Source organism: Lujinxingia vulgaris (assembly GCF_007997015.1).
GTDB lineage: Bacteria > Myxococcota_A > Bradymonadia > Bradymonadales > Bradymonadaceae > Lujinxingia > Lujinxingia vulgaris.
On sequence record NZ_VOSM01000023.1, the window covers coordinates 1 to 22,112 of the forward strand.

A 22,112-nucleotide genomic window follows, 5' to 3' on the forward strand; every position below is an offset into this window, starting at 1 on the left:
AACTCGGAAGTTAAGCTCTCCAGCGCCGATGGTACTGCGACCGAGAGGTCGTGGGAGAGTAGGTCGCTGCCAACCCTTTATTTAAAAAAGCCCGCCCCGTTCTGCGTAAGTAGAGCGGGGCGGGTTTTTTTTGTTTTTTGGTCAGGAGAGAGCGGTGGGGATTGGGAGGGAGCGAAGCAGATTGGGCGGTGGAGCGCGGGGAGTAGGTGTTGTGACGCGTTTACGGGTGCGAGGCGTTCGATCTCGGGCAATGTGCGCGAAAGTGGACAGTCAGTTGAAGCCGCGGATGATTGAACTGGTGACCCAGGTTCGTCTGAAAGCCTACTGTTCGAGTGACGGAAAAGGTGACCCAGGGTCGTCTTCCGGATGGCTAAAAAGGTGACCCGGGGTCGAATAAGGATAGCGGTCGGGCATGCTGTTCGAGGCCTCTCGCTCCGCTCTGGCAGGTGGTTAAGGCTTGGCGGGGACGCGAAGAACGTGGTGTTGCGAATCGTGGTCAACGATTGATTGCGGAGGATGAGATGAAGACCGTTGGGCTGCTCCTGTTGAGCAATATCTTTATGACGGTGGCGTGGTATGCGCACCTCAAACATACGGACAGCCCGTTGTGGAAGGTGATCGTAGTAAGCTGGGGCATTGCGCTGCTGGAGTACTGCTTCCATGTGCCGGCGAATCGTATCGGCGTGGAGCGTTTCAGCGTGATGGAGCTTAAGATCATGCAGGAAGTGCTCTCGATCAGCGTGTTTGTAGGGTTTGCCTTTATCTACTTTCGGGAGCTTCCCCGGTGGAATCACGGGGTGGCGTTTGCGCTCATTTTGCTTGCTGTGGCCTTTGTATTCTGGCCCGGCACACCTCGGGTTTCGGGATGAGAGCATGTTTTGGGGCATAGGTAGAACGCAACGAGGCCCCCGCCATGGCGTCGGGGGCCTCGTTGAAGTGTGGTCTCAGGCTATGTGATTAACGTGCGCAGTAGCCAAACTCACAGGCTCCGGCTCCGAAGGTGCAGTCGGCGTCGCCGCTGCAGCTGATGGTGCAGACGCCGCTAACACAGGTGGCTCCCGGGCCACACTGACCGGCGCCGGTGCATTCCGGGCCGGGGCGGTAGTCGGGCTGACAGACTCCCTGGTCACAGAGCATCTGGTCGCCGCAGTCACTGTCGGCGCTGCAGTGGTCGTAGCACCAGCCATTGATGCAGCTCTCCCGGGTGCCGCAGTCGGAGCGTGTGGTGCAGGCCGTGGGGTTGTCGGCGGCGCGGCAGGTGCCGGCATCACAGAACTGGCTGTAGGGGCAGTCGTTGTTGTCGCTGCACTCGTAGTGGCAGAAGCCACGCTCACAGTCTTTGCCGATGCCGCACTGGGCGTCGGTGACGCAGAGCTGGTCAACGATCTGGCAGGAGCCTGAGATGCAGGCCTCGCAGGGGCCGCACTCGCTGCTGGAGCGGCAGCTCAGGTCGGGCTCTTCTACAGGAGCACAGGCGCCGTCAGCCGTGCAGAATTCTCCGGCGCGGCAGTGATCGTCGACCTCACAGCCCAGGCGGCAGCGGCCGCGCTGGCAGGTGGAGCCTTCGGAGCAGTCGGCGTTGGACTGGCAGATGCCGATGGCCACGCAGAGGCCGTCTTCGCAGCTTGCGTTGGCGCCGCAGTCCTCCGAGGCGGTGCACTCCGGGGCGTCGTCGCGGTCAGGCGAAGGTTCATCGTCGGGGTGGGATCCCACGTCATCGGGGAGGTCGGTGTCGGGCTGAGGATCGACGTCGTTTCCGGGCTCTTCCTGGTCGTCGGGTTCTTCACCGGGTTCGGGGGCAGGACGGGTGGGATCGTCGGGGTCGGCGGTGACGCAGGCGCCCCGGAAGCAGACGCCGGAATCGCCACATTGAGCGTCGGAAGTGCAGCCAGCCGAGCAGCGTCCTTCGAAGCAGGCAGCGTCGGTGCCGCACTCGGCGTCAGACTCACAGGCTACCTGGCAGCTGCCATTCTCGGAGCAGACGCCGAGCTCGCCACAGTCTTCATCACTCTCACAGCCACCGCCGATGACGCAGCGTCCTTCGAAGCAGATCTCGCTGCCGGGGCACTCCAGCGAGGCCTGGCACTGAGGTACGCAGAAGCCATCGAGGCTGCAGAACTCCATCTCGAAGCAGTCGCTGTCGACCGAGCAACGGTCGGCCGGGACGCAGGTGCCCTCGTCGCAGCGGCGAGAATCGCATTCGCTGTTGACGGTGCAGGAGGTGGTTTCGTCCGGGATCGCGATGCAGTAGCGACCGCGGGCGCAGATCTGGTCGGCGCCGCATTCGCTGTCGTTGGCGCAGGGAAGCGTGCAGGTGCCCAGGCGACAGATGGATCCGACGCTGCAGTCGTCGTCGAGCTCGCAGGTGGCGCACTCGCCGGCCACGGAGCAGTCGACCTCCTGGTTGCTGCGATCGTCACACCCCAGGCAGCCCTGAGAGAAGAGCACGAAGAAGAGCGTCAGCGTCAGCCAGCGAAGCGTCGATCTGAGCGCAGACCTGCTGTCGGGGGTACAGGGGGGAGAGGCTGAGGCAAAGGTCGACATGGTAGGTCTCCACTCAATAGAGGTTGGCGTTCTGCGTTGTGAATCATACTACGGGGCGGCTGCGCCCGAGGCTACTGCGTGCTCCTTGGACGCGAGCAAATCGAGGCTATTCAAATCCAGGAGGGGAGAGGACCGAGCCCGGGAGCCGGGCGCCCCAGGCGGGAAGCGGAGATAAGCACACCTGCGTGGCTTCCCATCGCTATGCGTGTTTTGCGCCGGGCAATTTCGTTGGAGTGACAGGATGAAAGCGTGCTCACTGTGTGTTTTTGAGGGTGGCTGGCGAGGAAATGGCCGGCAGCTAAAATTATCCTTGTAATCTGCGGGCAAAGGTGCAAAAAAAGCCACTCGTTAGACGGACGAAAAGTTTCGAATCCCGGTGAAATTGACCCGGATTCGTCGGACGCCACCGGAGTCCCGGAGTTATGCCGGGTGCGTTCGGACCATCTGGAGGCGTTATGCGCTTATATGGCGGACAGGTACCGGTCATTGCGGAAGAGATTATCCGCACGTTGACCCGCGCCGGCGATCTCGAGATCGCGTCGGAGAATCTTCCCGAAGTGGAGCTCGATATTCAGTCGGTGCTTCGCGAGTATATTCGGCTTGATCGTGAGCTCACCGAGCGGGCCAAAGACATCGCCATGAAGTATGGTGACAGCAGCGTGGGCCGCGAAAAGCGTAAGCTTGCAAAGGCGAAGGGGATTGAGCTCACCGATGATCCGCTGGGATATATCATCTCGCAGATCATCGAGACGTTCTTTCACTCGAACTTCGTCGATGAGGTGTACTCGACGGATAATGATCTTCGACGCAAGATCAACCCTATCCTGAAGCGGCATACCAACGTTCAGGAAGAGCTTGATCAGGAAGTGCGCGGCAAGATCAAGAACCTGGAAGAGGGGTCGGCGGCCTGGGAGATTGAGTACGAGAAGGTGATGGGCAACCTCAAAAGGCTCAAGAATCTGGAGTAGCGCTCAACGCGCGATAGGGTGAAAGGAAAGACCGGCTCAGGCCGGTCTTTTTTTATGCGGTCGGCTCAGCGCCAGGCCTGGGGGGCGGATTGCTGGAGCATGCGGTCGCGGTTCTTTCCCCACCAGCGCGTCCAGTAGCGGTGGGCGTCGGCCGGGGAGTTGAAGTCGCGGGGGGCCCAGCGGCCGGTCCAGTCACTGATGATGTGGCTGAGGTTCATGGCGAGCGCCGGGTGAAGCGCGGGGAGGTGGGAGATGAGGGTGTCGATCTGGCGCAGATCGCCCCAGGGGGCGTCGATCGCGAGGTCTGCCAGGGCGTGTTCAAGCCACTGCTGACGGGGGAGTTCGCGATATTGCTCCCACCACAGACGCCATTGCGCCAGTGACTGGTTTTGTTCGGCGGTGCTGGCCTCCGTCCAGTCCAGGCCGTCGTAGCGGGCGGTGACACGGTAGAGGAGTTCGGCCAGGCGCGCGCGAAGTGGGGCGGGGGCGCTCGCAAGGTGGTCGAGAATGGGTGAGACCAGCTCGGGGGAGAGATCAAAGCGCAGCGCGTGGGCAGCGAGCAAACGCTCCTCAAGAGGCAGCGAGGTATCGAAGAGGCGAGCTCGCGCGACTTCGAAGGCGGAAGGGGTGGAGGCGGCTGCCAGGGTGTTGTAGAGGGGCTGGCGCGCGTCTTCGGGAAGATCGTTTCGGCCCAGGTGTCGGGCGATGGCCAGTGCTCCGGCTCGGGTGCGCGGGGGCATCTTCTGGAGGAGTTCGATCGCGCGCGTACGAAGTTCGGCCCGGGGCGACTCGAAGCTATGAAAGAGGATGAGTTCGCCGGCCATGGGGGGATTGAGTTGTTCGAGGAAGTCGAGGGCGCGGCGGGTCAACTCGGGGTTGTCGCCGCTGAGGGCCGGCCGAAGGGCCAGGGCTCTGGCGAGCACGCGTTCGTCGTTCCACTCGTACCAGGGCCAGCGGGGGCCCCAGTCCTGGCAGCCCTCCAGGCGGTCGGCCAGGGGGCAGCCGATACGCACGTGCAGGTGATCTGCGTGAGGCGGAGCGTCCGTGGGCTGGTGAAGTACAGAGGCGGCGCGCTCAATGAGGTCGGCAGGCTCGCCAATCGCTACGGCGTGGTCGAGCATCAATTGTTTGAGGCCTTCGCTGACGAAGAGCCACTGCACGCGAATCTCGGGGTCGGTGAGGAGGGTGCGGGCCAGCGCCCAGTTTCGAGTGACGTCGAAGGTCAGCGGGTAGCCGTCGGCGTGGCCGTCGTCGTTGAAGTGGATGAGGTCGGGGGTGGGCACCGAGTGGCCCTGAGCATCGAGGGCGTAGAAGGCCAGATCGACATCGCGACCGGCCTGGTGGGAGCTGCTCCAGGGGATGGGGCCGCCGTGGGCGAAGGCGATGTTGCCTACGCGAAGTGGAGCACCGCCAAACTCCAGCGCGACGCGTTCGGCGGCGCGCTCAACGGCGGCGATGAGCTCGTGGGTGCCGTAGTGGGTGTTGCGGGAGCGGTGGCGCTCGATGATGCTGTGGTAAGGGCCCTCGGCGGCCAGGGTTGCGGGCTGGAGCAGTCGTCCCTGGCGGATGGTGCCGAGCGAGAGGGAGCCCGGGGGGCGTCGTTCGGGATCGAGGATGGCCAGGGCGTCGAGAGGCTCGTGGGGAAGCCCCCAGGCGCTGCCCACGCTCTGCGCGCTCAGCTCCAGGGCGTGGTCGACGAGGAGGATGGCCTCCGGCAGCGCGCTCGGGGGCGGGGTCGGCTGTGGGGACGGCTGAGCTGGCAGGGCGGCCGACTGAACCGGGGCCGGAGGAGGCGTCAGTGGTGGCGCGGGAGCGGCGTGGGGGGCCGTGGCGCAACTTGCTCCGAGCAAAGTCAGGGAGACGACGAGGAGAAGTCGGATCATAGCGGGGGTCGGGGCAAGAGGACTGTTCCGTTTGTTCCCGTTCCCAAGTAGGGTGGGCCAGGGTCAGCGCCTGCGATCATAAAGTGTTGGTTGAGGTGCGGCAACCGGGTCTGCACGATGGCGCGGCGACACAAAAATTAAGCACGAGCACAAAAAAACGATGAGAGAACGCGGACATACCGGAGCCTGGCTCGCCGTGTTGGCGCTGGGGCTTGTGAGTGCGTTGGTGATCTGGGGAAGGCTCTCGGGTCTACCCGATCTGGGGGTGACGATTGGTCCGGAGCTGACGATTCGGCAGGTTGCCGTGGAGCGAGCTCCGGGCAGTGATGCCCAGAATTTTCAGCGCGGTGACCGGCTGGTTGCGGTGGAGGGGATGGCGCTTGAGGATCTTCGCCACCTGCGCACGCTGCTGCCGGCGATGACCGAGTCTGCCGCCGAGGTTGAGACGGAGGATGGCGAGGCACGGCTGCTTAATTATCAGATCCTGCGTCCGCTGCATCGCTTCTCGGTGACGGTGCAGGGGGAGGGGTTTGATCCCCGGGAATTGCCGCCGGGGGTGGAGCCGAACGACCGCCTGGTGGAGATCGATGGGCGTTTGCTGCCGGGTAAGGTGGGGCCGGAGGGGCTGCGCAGCGTGGTGGCCAGCCGCAATGACGCGCTGCTGGGGCTTGAGCGTCCCAACGCCATCTTCTCGGGGCAGATGCGCCTTGGGGACTCGAAGGTGCACCCCGGGTTGTGGCTGACCTTCGGGCTGGCGTTGGCTGCGGTGCTGGTGCTGTGGTGGCGCTACTCGTGGATCTTGCCGCCGCGCTCGGTCTACCTGATCGCGCTGGAGACGGTGGCCCTGGCCTGGCTCTTTTTGCTGGCCTACGGCTATCAGTGGTTGCTGGCCGATCAGGTGCTGGCCTCGGCGGTGATTGTGAGTCTGGTGATGATGCGGCCTGTCGCGATGTATGCGCGCCGTCAGGTCGACAGCCACCGGGGGCTGGGCAGTGGGGCGAGCCTGATGGGGGTCGGGGCGCTTGTGGCGGTGGTGCTGATTGTGTTGCTGCACGCCGGCTATCTGCAGAATGTGGAGGTGGCCCTGCACGCCGCGGCGATCATGGCGGGCCTTTTTGTGATCTATGAGATCAGCGCCCAGGGCTTTGAGTCGGGGCAGGCCGCCGGCCTCGGGGAGCGCTACGGGTATCTGACCGGGGTGGTGGTGCTGGGGCTCTTTGCCTGCGTGGTTGCTGCGGTGATGGAGCCGGTGGCGTTTGAGGAAGATCGCTGGCGCTGGTTCGCGGTGCTGATCCCCTCGATGGTGTGGTTTGGCGACTATCTCTACGGGTTGAAGTACGGGGTGCGCTCGGCGCTGGGGGATATCGCCGATGAGCGATCGCGGCAGGAGCTGCTTTACGGGTATCTGCGCGAGGTTGGGGTGGAGGTGCCCGGCAGCGATTTGCGTCTTGTGGGGCGTCTGCCCGGGCAGTCGTTTGAGCTGTGTTTCGAGGGGGAAGGGGAGCTTTCGGTAAAACCGGCACGGGGGGAGGTTGCCGATGCGGTCGATATTCTGCTGGCCGAGGGCTATCAGGTGCCGATGCCCGGGGCGGATGAGACGCACCCGATGGTGGGGATTGCCGAGGTGCTTCATTTGTCGATGGCACAGCGCTTGCCGGCGATGCGGGGCTGTCTGGAGCTCGATGGTGGGGCGGAGATGGTGCTGCTGGGGTTCTGGGGCCAGGAGGCTCTGCTGGCGGAGGGGGAAGGTTACGTCTCGCCAGAGGCTCTTGATGCAGCGACGGCGGCCTGGAGCGCGCCGCTGTGGTCGGCGGCGATGATCGAACTTCTGGAGGGGGCGGCGCTGGAGCGGCGCCGCGAGCTGGAGCTGGAGAAGGGGCCGGATCTGGCGGAGCTGCGCGCCGAGATTGAGACCGCGCAGAGCGGGGCGGCCCGGGTGGAGCAGGAGCGCGACGAGGCTCTTGCCAAGGCCAAGTTGCTCGGCGAGGAGCGGGACCGGGCGCGCGCCGACGGTGCGATCTTCCGACTGACGCAGTCTGTGGAGGTCTGGCCCGCGGAGATCGCCACGCAGCTTGTGGAGCCGGAGCTGGTCGACGGACTCACCTTCTTGATGGAGACGCCCGAGCCCATTGTGCTTGGGGGGGCGATCGGGGTGGGTAAGTCCATGGTCGCGACGCTGGCCCATGCGCTGGGCGGCGGGCCTGATGAGGCGATGCGTGTGGTGCGGTGCACGGATGCGGGGGCGATGGATGTGCTGGATCATATCCTCGGTGAGATGGGTGGCGGTCGAGGACCGGGGTTGTTGCAGAGCACGATCTTTACGATGGGGCAGGGGACGTTGCTGATCGAGCGTGCGCAGCTGCTCGATGAGGTCCGTATTGTGGCGCTCTCGCATCAGTGTGAGGAGGCCGGGGTGCGCCTGTGCCTGGCGTTTGACGCGCCGGATGCTGAGGTACGCAGCGTGCTGGAGCCGTACTCCGGCGTGTTGCAGGAGGCGCTGGGTCATCGTGAGATGATCGTGCCGGCTTTTGGTCGTCGGCCGACCATTCAGCGGGCGGTCTTCGACTTCTGGCTGGGGGAGTGGACGGCGCGCTACGGGCGCGAGATCGAAGGTTTTTCGCGCACGGCGCTCGAGGCGATGCTGGCCTACACCTACCCTGGCGAGGTTCAGGAGGCGGTGGAGGTGGTGCGCCTGGCGGTGTTGCGGGCGCGTTATGATGTGATCGATCGCGAGGATCTTCCGACCCGGGTGCGTGAGGCGCGTCCGCTCTAGTATGAGGAATGGAATGAGGCATTGCAGGAGCCGGCTGGTGTTGGCGCTGGTCACCGCGACGATGAGCCTGAGTTTCGCCGGGTGTTCGGGTGAAGAGGCGCCGGTCGAGGAGACTCGCGCCGTGGTGGGAATCTCCCCCGAGCTGGATCAGCGCCTGGTGGTGCCTACGTCCCGGTTGCGCCTGCGACTTATCGGCTCTGATCGCATCGTGGCCGACCATGCCCGGGTGACCTTGCGCGGCGACATTGAGGGCGGAGAGAGCTTCGAGGTGAGCCTGCGGGCGGAGCCTGAGAGGCAGGGCGATGTCGGTGAGTTGTTTGTGACGATCGATGCCGCCGAGTGGCTCTGGCCGAAGGCTCCGGCGGTGCAGGAGTGGTTTGCGATGATGCGCGTGGAGGTGAGCCTGCGCGATGAGGTCGGGGAGGTTGCTCGCGGGGAGCTTGCCGGGGCGCGTGTGCGCTTTATACGAGCGTTGGCACCGCAGCTCACAAGCGATGGTGAGGCCCCGAGCTTCGTAAACGGCTCGCTGCGCCTGGAGGGCCACGGGGTGCTGCGCCCCGAGGAGGGACAGACCTGGGCGGTGGTGGAGCAGGGCTTTGTGGAGGCCACCCCGGGTGGTCGTCGCGACCTGAGCGGGGAGCGCCTGCCGGTGCGCTGGTCGGGGACGCGGGAGGTGGCCGAGGTGCGGCTGGAACCCGGAGTTTTCGGGGTGCACCCTGGCGAGTACGACGTGACGTTGCGTCTGGAGAATGAGCTTCGGGAGGGGGCCGGGGTGACCACGGGTCAGTCGGGGCTTGAGGTCGCGGGCCCCTTGCAGCCGACGTTTCTGGCGACGCTTGAGCCTGCCTCGGCAAGTCGCGGGCAGATTGTGACGATGCGCGGGCGAGGGTTTGTGGGGGCGGGGCAGGGCTACGGGATGATTTTGCGCTATGAGGGGACCTTTGATCCTGCTGACGCGGCGCTTCCGAGTGTGAATTACGAGGGAAGTCGCGCGCTGGAGCGGGCGGTCGACGTGGTGCAGAGCGATGAGGTTTTGCTCCAGGAGGTCTGGTACAGCGTCGAGGGGCGCACCCTTGGGGGACTGGGGGCGACGCCCGGCATCTTTGAGGGGAGCATCACACCGGTCGTTTTCGATGGCGCCGGGGAGTCGGTGGGGGTCGGCTGGCAGGGGGAGTTTGAGGTTCTTCCGACCCGTCAGGTGGTCTGGCTAAAGTACCTGCCGGCGTTTAGCCGTGCGCTTGATACCTTCGGGCTGGGCAATGTGGAGCGGGAGATCCGCGACCGCATTCTAGCGGTCGCGCGTCGTGATTTTGAGGGCGTAAACATCGTCTTTGTCGAAGACGAGCCCGAAGATTTTGGCGACTACGCGGTGGTGGAGATGGGGGGGCCGGACCCTTCGGGCAACAACGCGTTTGGCTATGACAATACGTTTAATGATCAGGCCAAGGACACCGGAAATCTCTACCTGAACGACTACCTGGGGGGCATCAACCGCCAGAGTGGGGAGAACTTTAACGTGCTCTTTGGCGGGGTGTTTGTGGAGTCGTTTACCTACTTCAGCCCCACGCTCACGCCGGGGAATCGGGACGGCTCGGAGCATTTTGATCGGGTGTTCGGGCCCTTTATGCCGGCGCTGGGCGGGGAGGCGGTGAGGGGCTCGGAGGTGGGAAGTGGCCCGCGGGCGGCGCAGATTGAAGAAGCCGTGCGGGTGGCCGGGAACGTCATTGGCAACACGATGGTGCACGAGATCGGGCACTCGCTGGGGCTGACGCACCTTCCCGAAGACTGGGAGGCACCCGGCACGATCTTTCATAATGCCGAGCCTGGCGGGTTTATTATGGATGCGGGCTCCGATCGCAGCTTTGAGCAGCGGGCGGAGCTCGATGGGGAGGGGCCGGCAGTGTTCAATGAGGTGAACAGCGCGTATCTGCGGGAGATCTTGCCTCTCGATTAAGACGACTTCTCGTGAACGCCGAACACTGCAGGGATGACCGTGGGTCGGTTTTTTGGGCGTCGTTAGGGTGACCGTGGGTCAGAGTTTTCGACGTCGATAAGGTGACCGTGGGTCGGTTTTTTGGGCGTCGTTAGGGTGACCGTGGGTCAGTTTATTGGGCGTCGTCGGGGGGGCCGAGGGGCGGTGTTAAAGCATCGCGAAGATGACCGTGGGGCGGAGTTTTCGACGTTGCGAGGATGACCGTGGGTCGGTTTTTTGAGGGGGCCGAGGTGACCGGCCGAGGTGACCGTGGGTCGGTTTTTTGGGCGTCGTTAGGATGACCGTGGGTCAGGTTTTTGGAGCGTCGTTGGGGTGACCGTGGGTCAGGTTTTTCGACGTTGCGAGAATGACCGTGGGTCGGTTTTTTGAGGGGGCCGAGGTGACCGTGGGTCGGTTTTTTGGGCCTCGTTAGGGTGACCGTGGGTCAGTTTTTTCGACGTCGTGAGGGTGACCGTGGGTCAGGTTATTACGTGACCTACGGTCAAATTTTTTCCGCGAAGATCAACGCGATCCGGCCCATAGAATGGGCGATTAGACGAGGTTCTTCAGCCACCCAAAGGCCACGAAGGTGCCCAGGCTGCTGCCGAGCGACGATAGGAAAAAGACCAGAAAAATACGGGCCAGGCGGTTGGACCACCAGCCCCGCCATTCGGCGATGTCGTCGCCGATGTTCTCGAGATCGCGCACCTTGGGAGGCGCCACGAAGGTCTGCACAAAGGCCGTGACCATGCCCGCGCCGATGGTGGGGTTGAGCGAGGTGATCGGCGCGGCGATGAACGCGGCGATGATCGTGAGCGGGTGACCCAGGGCCACCAGCGTGCCCAGCGCCGAGAGCGAGCCGTTGGCCAGCACCCAGGCGATTGCGGCGTTCTGAAACTCCCCGGGATCGGCGCGGAAGAAGCCCAGGACGAAGACGGCGATGACGATCGCCGGGATAAGCCAGGGGAGCAGCTTTGAGAAGGTGGAGCGGGGGGGGACCTCGTCGACCTGGCGGGCTTCCTCCGGGGTGTCGGCGGCCTTGAGGCGGCGCACCAGGCCGGGCACGTGCGCGGCGCCCACGACCGCGGCGATGTTCTGGCCCGGGGCGTTGCGGATGTGATGCGCCATAAAGAGATCCCGCTCATCCACGAGCACCGTCTTCACCGAGGGCATCGCCTCGCCGAGTTCATCGAGGATGGCGCCGATGTTGTGGGACTGGCGAAGTTCAGCGAGCTCTTCTTCGCCCATTTCGTTGCGATCGAAGACGCCGGCCAGAAGGCTCATGGCGACCGCAGAGCGGCGCCAGAAGGAGGTCTTTCGCCAGGCGCGCAAAAGCGTTGTGCGCACGTTGCGATCGACGAGTTCGACCTCCAGCCCCAGCTCATCGGCGAGTTCGATGGCGGCGGCCATCTCCGCGCCGGGTTTGACGCCGGTGTAGCTTCCCATGCGGCGCTGAAAGGCCATCAGGGCCAGGCGCGCCATGAGGAAGGTGAGCTGGCCCTTACGGATGACCTCGCGCAGGTTCAGATCCTGAAAGTTCTGCTCTTCGGTCAGGGCTTTGAATCGCTCGCTGTCGAGCTCCACGCAGACCGTCTCGGGCTTCTCCGCGCTGAGGATGCGGCGGACCGTCTCCACCGACTCCTGGGAGATGTGGGCGGTGCCGATGAGCGTGATGGACTTTCCGTCGACCGTCAGCCGGGTGATGTCGGCTTCGTGGGGGGCGGCGTCGCCGGCGGGGAGGTCGTGAGGCAGGTCGGTCATGGAGGTTCTGGGGAAGAGAGAAGAGGAGCTGGCCCCGGTCGAGGGGCTGCGCAGGTGCAGATTGTGCGATGGTTTAGCTTAAAGCGCGGCGTTTGAACACCTTTTGTCACCGGGGGGAGGCCCCAGGGTGGCGCTCAGCCGATCAGACCGGTCTCAATGAAGAAGGAGGCAGTGCCGAAGTAGATGAGCAGGCCGCTGGCGTCGGCGATCGTCGTGATCAGCGGACTAGAGGCGATGGCCGGGTCGACGTTTGCGCGGGTGAGGATGAAGGGGAGGATCGTGCCCACCAGGTTGGCCACGAGCACGATGCCGAGCATGGAGAGTCCGACGACGACGCCGAGCATCCAGCCTCCGCGGAAGAGGCCGAGCACCGCGCTGGCAAGGCCCATGGCCACGCCCAGACTCAGGCCTACGGCGACTTCTTTGCTCACGCAGTTAAACCACTGCGAGAGGCGCACGTCGTCGGTGGCGATGGCGCGCACCATCAGCGTGGCGGACTGGGCGCCGGTGTTGCCGCCGCTGCCGATGAGCAGAGGGATAAAGAAGGCCAGGGCGATGACCGTGGCGAGAGTCTCCTCGTAGGCCGAGATCACGGCCGAGGAGAGGAGGTTGACGATCACCAGGATGAGCAGCCAGCCGATGCGTTTTTGAAAGAGCGACCAGATGGAGCTCTCCCGGTAGCTGCGATCCAGGGGGCTGACGGCAGCACCCTTGTGGAAGTCTTCGGTGGCTTCTTCTTCGGCGACATCAAGCACGTCGTCGACGGTGACGATCCCTAAGAGCACGCCGCCGGAGTCGACGACGGGAAGGGCGACGACGTCGTAGCGGGAGAGGGCGCGCACGGCCTCCTCGCGGTCGTCGAAGGCCGAGAGGCTGACAAAGGAATTGTCCATCAACGAGGCGACGGTGGCCTCGGGGTCGGCCAGGATGAGCTTTCGTAGCTCCAGCGCGTCGATGAGCTGCCAATCGGGGTCGGTGACGTAGACGATGGAGATGATCTCGGAGTCGCGGCCCTTTTTTCGGATGTGTTCGATGGCCCGGGCGATCGTCCACTTTGCGCGGACGGCGACGTAGTCGGGCGTCATCAGTCGGCCGACGCTCTCCTCGGGGTAGCCCAGGAGCTGGCGGGCTTCGCGCAGATCTTCGGGACTTAAGAGGTTGAGCAGGCGCTGGGTGACCTGGCCCGGGAGCTCTTCGAGGAGCTGGGTGCGGTCGTCGGGCTTGAGGTTGGCGACGAGCTCGCGGGCGTGCTCATCGGTGAGGTCGGAGAGGAGGTTGTTGGCCTCTTCAAGCTCCAGGTAGCTGAAGAGGTCGGCGGCCAGGGCGCGGGGCAGGGCGTGAAAGGCCAGGACCTTATCGGTCTTGGGGAGGGCGATGAAGGCGTCAGCGATCTCGGCGGTCGGCACGCCGGCGACCACATCTTTGACCTCGCTCCAGCGCTTCTCGTGGATGCAGGCCTGAAGTTCGGCCACGATCTGGTCGTGGTCGAAGGGGATGGAGCTCTCTTCAAGGGACATCGGCGAGTGCCTGGGCGATGGCGCGTTGGGGTCGCAAAAAACTTCCGATCGAGAAGACGCGCCAATGTAGCGAGGCCGGCCTGTCAGTCAAGTGCGCCGCGCCGATGTGGCCTCAGAGCGAGGCTGAGGAGGCCCGGGTGGAGGCATCGGCCTCGGCGGCGATCTCGGCGCCGGTGGCGTATTGCAGTCGGTAGAGCGTGGCGTAGTGCCCGCCGGCGGCGACCAGATCCTGGTGGGTGCCTTCTTCGAGAAGTTGGCCTTTGTGGAGGACCAGGATGCGGTCAGCGCGCTGGATGGTGGAGAGGCGGTGGGCGATCACAAGCGAGGTCTGCCTGGCGAGCATGCGCTCGATGGCGTCCTGGATCAGCGCTTCGGTGTCGGTGTCGACGTTGGCGGTGGCCTCGTCGAGGATGAGCACCTCGGGGTCGCGGATGAGCGCGCGGGCAAAGGCCAGAAGTTGTTTCTGGCCGGCGGAGAGGTTCTGTCCGCGCTCGCTCACCGCGTAGTCGAGGCCGCCATCGAGGCGCTCGATCATCGCGTCGGCGTGCACGAGCTCGGTGGCGCGGCGGATGTCTTCGTCACCGACGGCGCTGTCGCCCATGGTGAGGTTTTTGCGCACGGTGTCGCTGAAGAGGAAGACGTCCTGGAGCACCACCGCGAACTTGCGGCGAAGCTCCTGCACGTCGAACTCGCGGATGTCGATGCCGTTGAGGAGAATGCGACCGCGCTCGATGTCGTGGAGGCGAGTGAGGAGCTTGATGATTGTGGTTTTTCCTGCCCCGGTGTGGCCGACCAGCGCGATGCGCTCGCAGGGGTTGACCTTAAAGGAGAGGCCGCGCAGCACGGGCTCGTCGCCGCCGTAGCCGAACCAGACGTCATCGAACTCGATGGTCAGCGGGCCCTCGGGGATCTGGCGGGGGGAATCGGGCTGGGGGATGGTCTCGTGGGTGTCGAGGAGCTGGAAGACGCGCTCGCTGCTGGCCATCGCGCTCTGCAGGAAGTTGTACTTCTGGGCCAGGTCGCGGATCGGCACGAAGAATTTTTGCATGTACTCGATAAAGGCCACGAGCACGCCGAGCGTGATGGCGCCGTCGAGGGCCTGACCGCTGCCGTACCAGATGATGGCGCCGATGGTCACCGAGCCCACCGCCTCGACCACCGAGTAGAGCAGGGCGTCGTAGCGGATCGAGCGGATGTTGGCGTCGCGGTAGTCGGCGTTGATGTCGCGGTACTCATCGCGGCTCACATTCTCGCGCACGAAGAGCTGAATGACGCTCATGCCGGTGATGCTCTCCTGCAAGTGCGAGTAGAGGCGAGCGATCTTGACGCGGATTTCGCGAAAGGCCTTGCGCAGGAAGTAGCGGAAGATGGCGGTGAGGCCGACGAGCACGGGCACGACTACGAAGCTGGCCAGCGCGAGCTGCCAGTTTTTGTAGAGCAGAATGACCACGATAGCGGTGAGCGTGATGATGTCGCCCACCATCGAGATCATGCCGGATGAGAGCGCTTCCTGCAGGGATTCGATGTCGGTGGTCATGCGCGACATGAGCCGGCCGACAGGGTTTTTCTTAAAGAAGTCGGACGAGAGGCCCTGGACGTGCTCGAAGAGCTCCTGGCGAAGATCGCGCAGGGCTTTCTGGCCGGCGTACTGCGTCACATACATCTGACCGAAGGTCAGCGCGGCCATGCCGACGATGCTCGCAGCGTAGAGCGCGAGCACGCCCCACAGGCCGCCGAGCTTGCCGGGGATGAGGTAGTCATCGATGGCGATCTGCAAAAGCCAGGGCTGCACCAACGAGACGGCGGTGAGCGCGGGCATCGAGATCAGCGAGAGGAAAAAGAGCCAGCGGTAGGGACGCATGTAGGTCCACAGCCGCCGGACCAGCGAGAAGTCGGTGATCTGGCCGAGCTTCTGCTCCTGGAAGCCCGAGCCGATGGCGGCATTTTTGGGGCGTCCGTCTTTGGATGTCTCACCGCTGTCGTAGGCGGCGGATTTTTTATCTTCTGGGGCGCTCACGATTCGAGTTGCTCCCTGAGTTTCTGCCGCGCGTACATCTCGGCGTAGAGGCCGCCTTTTTCGACGAGCGCGTCGTGGGTTCCCTGCTCGACGAGCTCTCCCTGGTCGAGCACGAAGATGCAGTCGACCCGGGAGAGGGCGTTGAAGCGGTGGGTGATGAGGATGGAGGTGCGCCCGTGCATCAGCTCTTTGAGCTGGTCGAGGATGCGGCGCTCGGTCTGGGTGTCGACGCTGGCCAGGGCGTCGTCGAGGATGAGGATGCGCGGATCGGTGAGGAGCGCACGCGCAATCGTGGTGCGCTGCTTCTGGCCGCCCGAGAGCGTCACGCCGCGCTCGCCGACGAGCGTATCGAGGCCTTTGTCGAAGGCCTCCAGGTCGCCATCGAGGGCGGCGATTTTGACGGCCTGGTCGATGCGGTCTTGCTGTGAGATGGAGCCGTCGGTGCCGCTTCCCAGGCGCTCAATCAGCGGGGCGGTGGGGGCGCGGCGAGTGAGGGATTCGTCGAATTGCAGGGCGTCGAGGCCAAAGCGGATGTTCTGGCCGATGGTCATCGAGAAGAGGAAGGGCTCCTGGGGCACAAAGCCGATCTCCGAGCGCAGCTCGCGCAGGGGGGCCTGCGGGAGCGGTACGCCGTCGACACGGATCTGACCGGAGGTCGGGTCGTAGAGCCTGGCGAGCAGCTTGACCAGGGTGGATTTTCCGCTGCCGGTTTTGCCGACGATGGCCACGGTGGAGCCGGCCGGGATGGAGAGCGAGATGTCTTTGAGGACGGGGCTCCCGTCGTAGGCGAAGTTAACCTGGTCGAACTCAATATGACCCAGGGCTGTGTGTTCTTCGGCGGTAGGAAGTTTTTCGGCGAGGTCGCCCGGGTCGGCGACGTCGGGCTCGTAGTTGCTGACCTCGCAGATGCGCTCAAAGGCGGCCAGTCCGCGGTGCCAGACGGCGAAGACCCAGCCCAGCGCGATGGTGGGGAAGGCCAGGGCCACAACGTAGCCGTTGAACTCGACGAAGGTGCCGAGCTCCATCGTGCCGGCGATCACGCGTTGCGCGCCGACGACGAGCACCACGAGGGTGCCCACGTTGGCGATGAGCACGATCATGGCGTTGAGCATCGCGCGGATGCGCGCCAGCTTGACGTTCTCTTCGTAGAAGGTGGTGTTGAGCTCGGAGTAGTCGTCGATCTCGCGATCTTGAAGGGTGTAGGCCTTGATGACGTCGACACCGCTCAAGTTCTCCTGGACGCGCGAGGACATGTTGGAAAGTTCGGCCTGCACCCGTTTTGTCTGCTCGAAGAGGGCGCGGATGATGCTGCGCATCCCGAGGAGGAGCAGTGGCAGAGGCGCGAGACACCAGAGCGTCAGGCCGAGATCGAGGGCGACCATGCGCTGGATGCCGATGGTGTAGGCGACGATGGCGTTGACGATGTGCAGAAAGGCGATGGCGAAGAGCAGGCGCACGTAGGTGACGTCGTTGGTCACCCGGCTGGTGATGTCGCCGGTGGGCATGCTCCCGAAAAAACTCGGGGTGAGGCGGGCCAGGTGAGTGTAGAGTTCGTTTCGAAGATCGAACTCGATGTGTCGCCCGGCGTTGAAGATGGTGGTGCGGCTGTAGACGCGGGCGATGCCGGCGCCGATGGCCAGCGCGATGATGATCATCGCGGCGCGGATGACCTGCTGGCGCGTCTCAGCGAGCTGCTCGGCGCTGGCGCCGACGGAGTCGCGCATGAGCTGGACGGCGTCTCCGAGCTGCTGGGGGATGGCGAGCGCCAGCCCGTTGGTCAGCAGCAAGAAGATCGCACCGGCGGCGAAGAGTCCGCGGTAGCGTTTGAAATACCCCCAGAGGATCTTGCGGCGCTCGCGATCGGAGACGCTGGCCAGACGAGGTCCGGAGGTGGGTGTGGAGCTTGAGGACTGCGACATACAACACGACACGAGGAGGGAAGGGGCGCTCGCCAGGTGGCGAGGCGGAAGGAAATGCGCGCCCGGCAAACTAAGGAGATGCACCAAACATTTCAACCCGCCCGAGGTTGGGATGGCGAGGCGGTGAATCAGTGCAGGGGAAGACCGATGCGATCGAGGCGCGGGGCGCCGCTTTCGGGAGCGCTGGACCAGGCGATATGTACGGGGCGGCCGATGATCTGGTCGGCCGGTAGCGGTCCGTAGAGGCGGCTGTCGGAGGTGAGCGAAGCGCCGGGCTCGGCAGTGGCGAGGTGGCTGCGGTTGTCGGCGAGCACGAAATAGTCGTCCGGGCCCAGGGCAAGGCCGGGGACGGAGGCGTCGGGTGTGGCTTCGTCGCTGATGGCGACGACGTAGCGCTCGGCGTGGTTGTGCTCGACCCAGGCGCGCAGTCCGAGGGCGTCATCGAGCTGGGCCTGACCGACCCATTCGTGCATCAACGGGGTGTACTCGACGAGCTGGCCCGCGATGATCAGGGTGTTGCCCTGCATCTGGATCTCTTCGCCGGGCTCAGCAATGACCCGCAAGGTGGCCGGGGCATCGGTCTCCGGTGTGATAAGCGTCACCAGATCTCCGCGTCGGGGCGGGGCGATGTGCGCGGGGACTCGCCGCACAAAGAGGGTGTCGCCGGGCAACGCCAGGGGATAGAGGGCGAGGTTGTCGACGTGGGTAAAGGTCCAGAGGTGGCGCAGTGATTGGTCGAAAATGATCGCCACCGGCCCGACAAATGTCATCAGGGCGATGAGGGTGTAGATGAGCGGATGCTGAAAGGCCCGATGTGGCTGTGGCGAGGCTTCCGCGATCAGGTCGGATGCTCGTGATGCGCTTAGCAGTCCAACCGCCGCCCAGGCCACAAGTGTGGCGATTGCCGCCCAGGCGAGGACCAGGTTCCAGAACGTCACCGCGATGACGACGAGCAGGATGAGCAAGACGACGAGCAGGTTGACCACGAGCCCACCGATGAGTCGGCCGGCGTGGACGAGCCCGAGCCCTGGTGAGAACACCGTGAGCAGCCAGGCGATGCGGGCGTTGGAGCGTGAGCGGGTGTCGTGGGGCATCGGTACACTCGAGGAGGAGAAACGCGGCGCAGGTCGGGGCTGCGGGCAGCACTCGAATCTAGGGGGGCAGCATCGGGGGTGTCAACGCGCTACGCTGCACGTGTTGTCAGGGCTGATTCGCCGCACTACAACGTAGCGCGCGAGGACCGCGGGTCACGTAGAAAGTCGCATAAACGCTCGTCGTAAGGTGACCCTGGGTCAGTTGGAGAATGACCCTGGGTCGTTTTAGAGCGTTGAGTTTGTGGGGCGTTAAGAGAATGACCGTGGGACTTTTCTGAGCGTTGAGTTGATCGTCGTAGGGTGACCGTGGGTTGGTTAGAGAATGACCGTGGGTTGCTTTAGGGCGTTGAGTGCGATGGTCGGTTGGAAGGTGTCGGTGGGGGATTTGGAAGGTGTTGGTAGTTGATTTGACAGGCCGTAGAAACTGGTGACGTGCACCGACCGGGGGGCGGTTGGAAAACGACCGTGGGTCACTTTGAAAGCCTGGGTCGTTTAGAGCGTTGAGTTTGTGGGGCGTTAAGAGAATGACCGTGGGACTTTTCTGAGCGTTGAGTTGATCGTCGTAGGGTGACCGTGGGTTGGTTAGAGAATGACCGTGGGTCGTTTTAGAGCGTTGAGTTTGTGGGGCGTTAAGAGAATGACCGTGGGACTTTTCTGAGCGTTGAGTTGATCGTCGTAGGGTGACCGTGGGTCGGTTAGAGAATGACCGTGGGTTGCTTTAGGGCGTTGAGTGCGATGGTCGGTTGGAAGGTGTCGGTGGGGGATTTGGAAGGTGTCGGTAGTTGATTTGACAGGCCGTAGAAACTGGTGACGTGCACCGACCGGGGGGCGGTTGGAAAGTGACCGTGGGCCACTCAGAAATCTCCGAATCGTCTTGGGAGTTGGGCATGTGCGCTGACCCACGGTCGATTGGAAGGTGACCGTGGGTCACGTCAGCGGGTGAAGATATGATGACAGATTCATGAAATGCGGCGCTCGGTTGGTGGTGTTGGACGGGCGACGTGCGATTGATAACGGCACAGCCTTTGCACAAGTGAGGCAAGGGCAATGCCAGACGACGCGCTACGGGTGCGTTGATAGTTTTCCTACGAGGTCATGAGTGACACGAAGTGATGAAGAGACGCCGGGCTATTCGCTATCCAGCTGGATTGTGTTGGCGATGAGCGCGGTGATGCCCGTGATGGCGCTGACGGGATTCTCCAACTTTGAGCGAGGCCGCCACGCATTGCTTGTGCTGGGCGCGGCGTTGCTTCTGATCATGTGGGCGGTAGGTGTTATCCGACGAGGCGGGGTAAAGGTTAGTGCGGTCGGCGTCGCGGGACTGGGAGTGGCGTTCTTCGCGTTGTCCGGGGCCAGCTTTTTGTGGAGTGACGTGCCGCTCTTCGGGGTGCTCAGCGCGTCGACGTGGGTGGCGCTGGGGGCGCTTGCCTGGGTGGTGTTTGCGCCGGTGGGCCGAGCGATACGATTCGCCGATTGGTCGATGGCAGTAGGGCTCGGCGTGATCGGGGCCGCCGCGTTGGGGATGCACGAGTGGGCAGGCGGAGATCTTCTCACGCCCTTATGGGATTCGCCCGGGGTGGCCGGCGGCTTTGATGCGATGTCGTTTGCGGCAGCTTATTATGCGGTGGCGTTGCCGGTGGTCTGCGGAGCCCTCGGGTTGAAGGCGTCGGGGCGGGTATGGCGAGGCGTGGGAATTGCGGCGCTGAGTCTGGGAACGTTGCATATGGCCCTCGTGGCGCGGCCGCTTGATGTGGTGATTGTTGCCAGTGCGGCCGCAGTGGCCTTGCTTGTCGGCGTCGTTGCGCGGCGGCACGGCGAAGGCGGGGGGCGTGTGGGGCTGGGCCGGCTTGCCCTTCCGATGATCGTGGTCGCAGCTGGCGCGGCGATTGGGCTCGTGGCATTTGAACGTCCAATAAGCCCCAATGACGCCAACGATCTGCCGCGGGTGCGCCCGAGTATGGCGTTTCTTGATGATATGGCTGCCGACACCGAGGTGCGCTGGCCCTACTTCGCAATCGATCGCGTTGAAGAACTCTATGATGGAAGTTACCGCCCGTATCTGAACGCGGTAACCCGGGGGTTGTATACGCAACAACCGGTGATTGGCCATGGTGCCGGTGGGTGGTGGCTGCGTCAGACGGATGTGATTCATGACGGAAACGAGCACGTGCGCGAGCAGTACGCGATTTATCCGGCGTTTAAGAGCCCCCATAGCGATTTTGCGCGAATCAGCGTTGAGCAGGGGGCGTTGGGCGTGGCGCTCTTCGCGTTGTGGTTATTGGGGATTGTTGCGCTGGTGGGCGGCGCATCTCGGACTGGTACGTCGGGAGAGGATGAGCGCGCTGTGCTTGTCGCTTTGACATTCAGCGTGGTGGCCGGTGTGTTGATGATGTTTCGGACGCCGCTGTTGGAGCTGGGAGGTTCAGCGCTCGTGTGGACAGTAGCTGCGGCGATGCTCGCTCGGAGCGCGGCGGATGTGTCTGAGCCGCGCGCCTGGGCCAGAGATGTGACCTTGGGTCAGGCCAACCTGACTTCGCGTGCGCTGATTGCGGCGGTCGCGGCTCTGGTCGGGGGAGCGATGATCGGACCGAGCGTCATGAATACGCTGGCATCACTGGAGCGCGGACACGCCGATCAGTTGATGCTTCGGACGCGTTTTGCCGAGGCCATTCCCCAGTATCAGGAAGCCCATCGGCTCTATCCCGCGCATGCCGAGGTTCTTTTTAATCAATCGCTTGCTCATACGCTGACCGGGCAAGCGCGACTGGGAGAACCGCTGATCGAGGAGGCGTTGGAGTTGCGCCCCTATGACTCCCGCTTCCTCTCGCAGGGGACGTTTGTGGCACTGGCACTGCAACGCCTTGATACTGCGCTTGAGCGAGGAAAAGAGTCACTGCGAACCGGTCCGAACAACCTCCAGGGCGTCGACGCCTATGTGGCGGCACTGCAGCGCCGTGGGCGCCATCAGGACGCGGCCAATGTGATGGAGTGGGCGATCAAGCGAGGAGCTCCTGTAGAGGCGGCTGGGCCGTTGCACGCGCGTCTGGGGCAGGTCTACGACAACTCGCTGCAGCGCCCTCGTCGGGCGATGGAGCACTATCAGAGGGCGACTAAACTTCTGCCGGAAGGGGCGGAGCGTATGCTCGTGGTGAATCGCCTTAACGAGTTGGAGAAGCGCCTTGAGCGTGAGCGTCTGATTCGCGAAGGCAAGCCCGTGCCGCGGCACCTTTTGCCACAAGAGGTGTTGGAGAAGGGACATGAACACGGTCATGGCGGACCTCCCGGTATGCCGGAGGTGCCTGGTGAGCGCGGCGGGCACACTCATTGATGAGGGGATAATTGACCGAGGATAGGGGACCCTCGGTCACCCGCACAACGACCGTGGGTCACCTGCTCGTCGGCCGACGGTCGCTCAAAGACCACTATCTACGCGGTGATCAAGACGTTCACCCGCGAACACGTTCATCACAACCATGCCAATCTGCGATTGATTTTCATCGAAAAAGGAAGGGGAAACTCGCCCGGCACCACCCTCAACTCCAAACAGGCACATTCGACACCCTAAGTTCACCACTCGAGGTATGCCGCCCCCCCTCACCGGCGCATATGCGACCGGTTTCAACGCCCGAGCGCCGGACACCAAACAGAGCTCGGCCCTCACACG

The 22,112-nt window shown here is 63.9% G+C and carries 12 protein-coding genes and 1 rRNA gene; 6 read left to right on the plus strand and 7 right to left on the minus strand.

Features of this window, described 5'->3' with window-relative positions; genetic code table 11:
• Window positions 1-75: ribosomal RNA gene (rrf, locus tag FRC98_RS20625) — 5S ribosomal RNA — on the plus strand; the annotation flags it as partial.
• A 446-nt stretch (window positions 76-521) separates the two neighbouring features.
• Window positions 522-869, plus strand: coding sequence for a DMT family protein (locus FRC98_RS20630; RefSeq protein WP_146983476.1), 348 nt, complete (start codon window positions 522-524; stop codon window positions 867-869).
• Window positions 870-957: 88 nt separating this feature from the next.
• Here the strand turns inward: FRC98_RS20630 and FRC98_RS20635 are convergent, their stop codons facing one another.
• Window positions 958-2,544, minus strand: a complete 1,587-nt coding sequence (locus FRC98_RS20635) for a DUF7107 domain-containing protein (protein WP_146983477.1) — start codon at window positions 2,542-2,544, stop codon at window positions 958-960.
• Between the two features lie 455 nt (window positions 2,545-2,999).
• On the opposite strand from FRC98_RS20635, the gene FRC98_RS20640 reads away from it, so the two are divergent.
• Complete coding sequence (locus FRC98_RS20640) at window positions 3,000-3,512, plus strand: DUF507 family protein (protein ID WP_230467869.1); 513 nt, start codon at window positions 3,000-3,002, stop codon at window positions 3,510-3,512.
• A 65-nt stretch (window positions 3,513-3,577) separates the two neighbouring features.
• Here FRC98_RS20640 and FRC98_RS20645 read toward each other — a convergent pair whose 3' ends face one another.
• Window positions 3,578-5,395, minus strand: coding sequence for a penicillin-insensitive murein endopeptidase (locus FRC98_RS20645; RefSeq protein ID WP_146983478.1), 1,818 nt, complete (start codon window positions 5,393-5,395; stop codon window positions 3,578-3,580).
• A gap of 160 nt (window positions 5,396-5,555) precedes the next feature.
• Between FRC98_RS20645 and FRC98_RS20650 the strand changes: the two genes are divergently transcribed.
• Both FRC98_RS20650 and FRC98_RS20655 read left to right on the plus strand, forming a co-directional pair.
• Complete coding sequence (locus FRC98_RS20650; RefSeq protein ID WP_146983479.1) at window positions 5,556-8,168, plus strand: AAA-type ATPase lid domain-containing protein; 2,613 nt, start codon at window positions 5,556-5,558, stop codon at window positions 8,166-8,168.
• A 13-nt stretch (window positions 8,169-8,181) separates the two neighbouring features.
• Window positions 8,182-10,122, plus strand: a complete 1,941-nt coding sequence (locus tag FRC98_RS20655; protein ID WP_146983480.1) for a zinc metalloprotease — start codon at window positions 8,182-8,184, stop codon at window positions 10,120-10,122.
• Between the two features lie 570 nt (window positions 10,123-10,692).
• On the opposite strand, the gene FRC98_RS20660 is transcribed toward FRC98_RS20655, so the two are convergent.
• The 5 genes from FRC98_RS20660 to lepB form a co-directional block, all read right to left on the minus strand.
• Entirely contained in the window at window positions 10,693-11,901 is a 1,209-nt protein-coding gene (locus FRC98_RS20660) for a TraB/GumN family protein (protein ID WP_146983481.1), read from the minus strand.
• Between the two features lie 134 nt (window positions 11,902-12,035).
• On the minus strand, window positions 12,036-13,418 hold the full coding sequence (mgtE, locus tag FRC98_RS20665; RefSeq protein ID WP_146983482.1) for a magnesium transporter: 1,383 nt from the start codon (window positions 13,416-13,418) through the stop codon (window positions 12,036-12,038).
• A gap of 112 nt (window positions 13,419-13,530) precedes the next feature.
• Window positions 13,531-15,435: an ABC transporter ATP-binding protein gene (locus tag FRC98_RS20670; protein WP_146983483.1), complete on the minus strand. Its 1,905-nt coding sequence runs from the start codon at window positions 15,433-15,435 to the stop codon at window positions 13,531-13,533.
• Window positions 15,432-17,354 (minus strand): ABC transporter ATP-binding protein, encoded by a 1,923-nt coding sequence (locus FRC98_RS20675; protein ID WP_146983484.1) that lies wholly within the window; start codon window positions 17,352-17,354, stop codon window positions 15,432-15,434. The genes FRC98_RS20670 and FRC98_RS20675 overlap by 4 nt, the downstream gene beginning before the upstream one ends.
• Window positions 17,355-17,482: 128 nt before the next feature.
• Window positions 17,483-18,448 carry a signal peptidase I gene (gene lepB, locus FRC98_RS20680; protein ID WP_146983485.1) on the minus strand — a complete coding sequence of 322 codons (966 nt, stop codon included), beginning with the start codon at window positions 18,446-18,448 and terminating at the stop codon, window positions 17,483-17,485.
• Between the two features lie 1,099 nt (window positions 18,449-19,547).
• Here lepB and FRC98_RS20685 point away from each other — a divergent pair.
• On the plus strand, window positions 19,548-21,776 hold the full coding sequence (locus tag FRC98_RS20685; protein WP_146983486.1) for a hypothetical protein: 2,229 nt from the start codon (window positions 19,548-19,550) through the stop codon (window positions 21,774-21,776).
• Window positions 21,777-22,112 lie beyond the last annotated feature (336 nt).

Coding starts and splice junctions, on each gene's coding strand:
- FRC98_RS20655 (WP_146983480.1), top strand. CDS start 8,182: ATGAGGCATTGCAGGAGCCGGCTGGTGTTGGCGCTGGTCACCGCGACG.
- FRC98_RS20675 (WP_146983484.1), bottom strand. CDS start 17,354: ATGTCGCAGTCCTCAAGCTCCACACCCACCTCCGGACCTCGTCTGGCC.
- FRC98_RS20635 (WP_146983477.1), bottom strand. CDS start 2,544: ATGTCGACCTTTGCCTCAGCCTCTCCCCCCTGTACCCCCGACAGCAGG.
- FRC98_RS20640 (WP_230467869.1), top strand. CDS start 3,000: ATGCGCTTATATGGCGGACAGGTACCGGTCATTGCGGAAGAGATTATC.
- mgtE (WP_146983482.1), bottom strand. CDS start 13,418: ATGTCCCTTGAAGAGAGCTCCATCCCCTTCGACCACGACCAGATCGTG.
- FRC98_RS20645 (WP_146983478.1), bottom strand. CDS start 5,395: ATGATCCGACTTCTCCTCGTCGTCTCCCTGACTTTGCTCGGAGCAAGT.
- FRC98_RS20650 (WP_146983479.1), top strand. CDS start 5,556: ATGAGAGAACGCGGACATACCGGAGCCTGGCTCGCCGTGTTGGCGCTG.
- lepB (WP_146983485.1), bottom strand. CDS start 18,448: ATGCCCCACGACACCCGCTCACGCTCCAACGCCCGCATCGCCTGGCTG.
- FRC98_RS20630 (WP_146983476.1), top strand. CDS start 522: ATGAAGACCGTTGGGCTGCTCCTGTTGAGCAATATCTTTATGACGGTG.
- FRC98_RS20660 (WP_146983481.1), bottom strand. CDS start 11,901: ATGACCGACCTGCCTCACGACCTCCCCGCCGGCGACGCCGCCCCCCAC.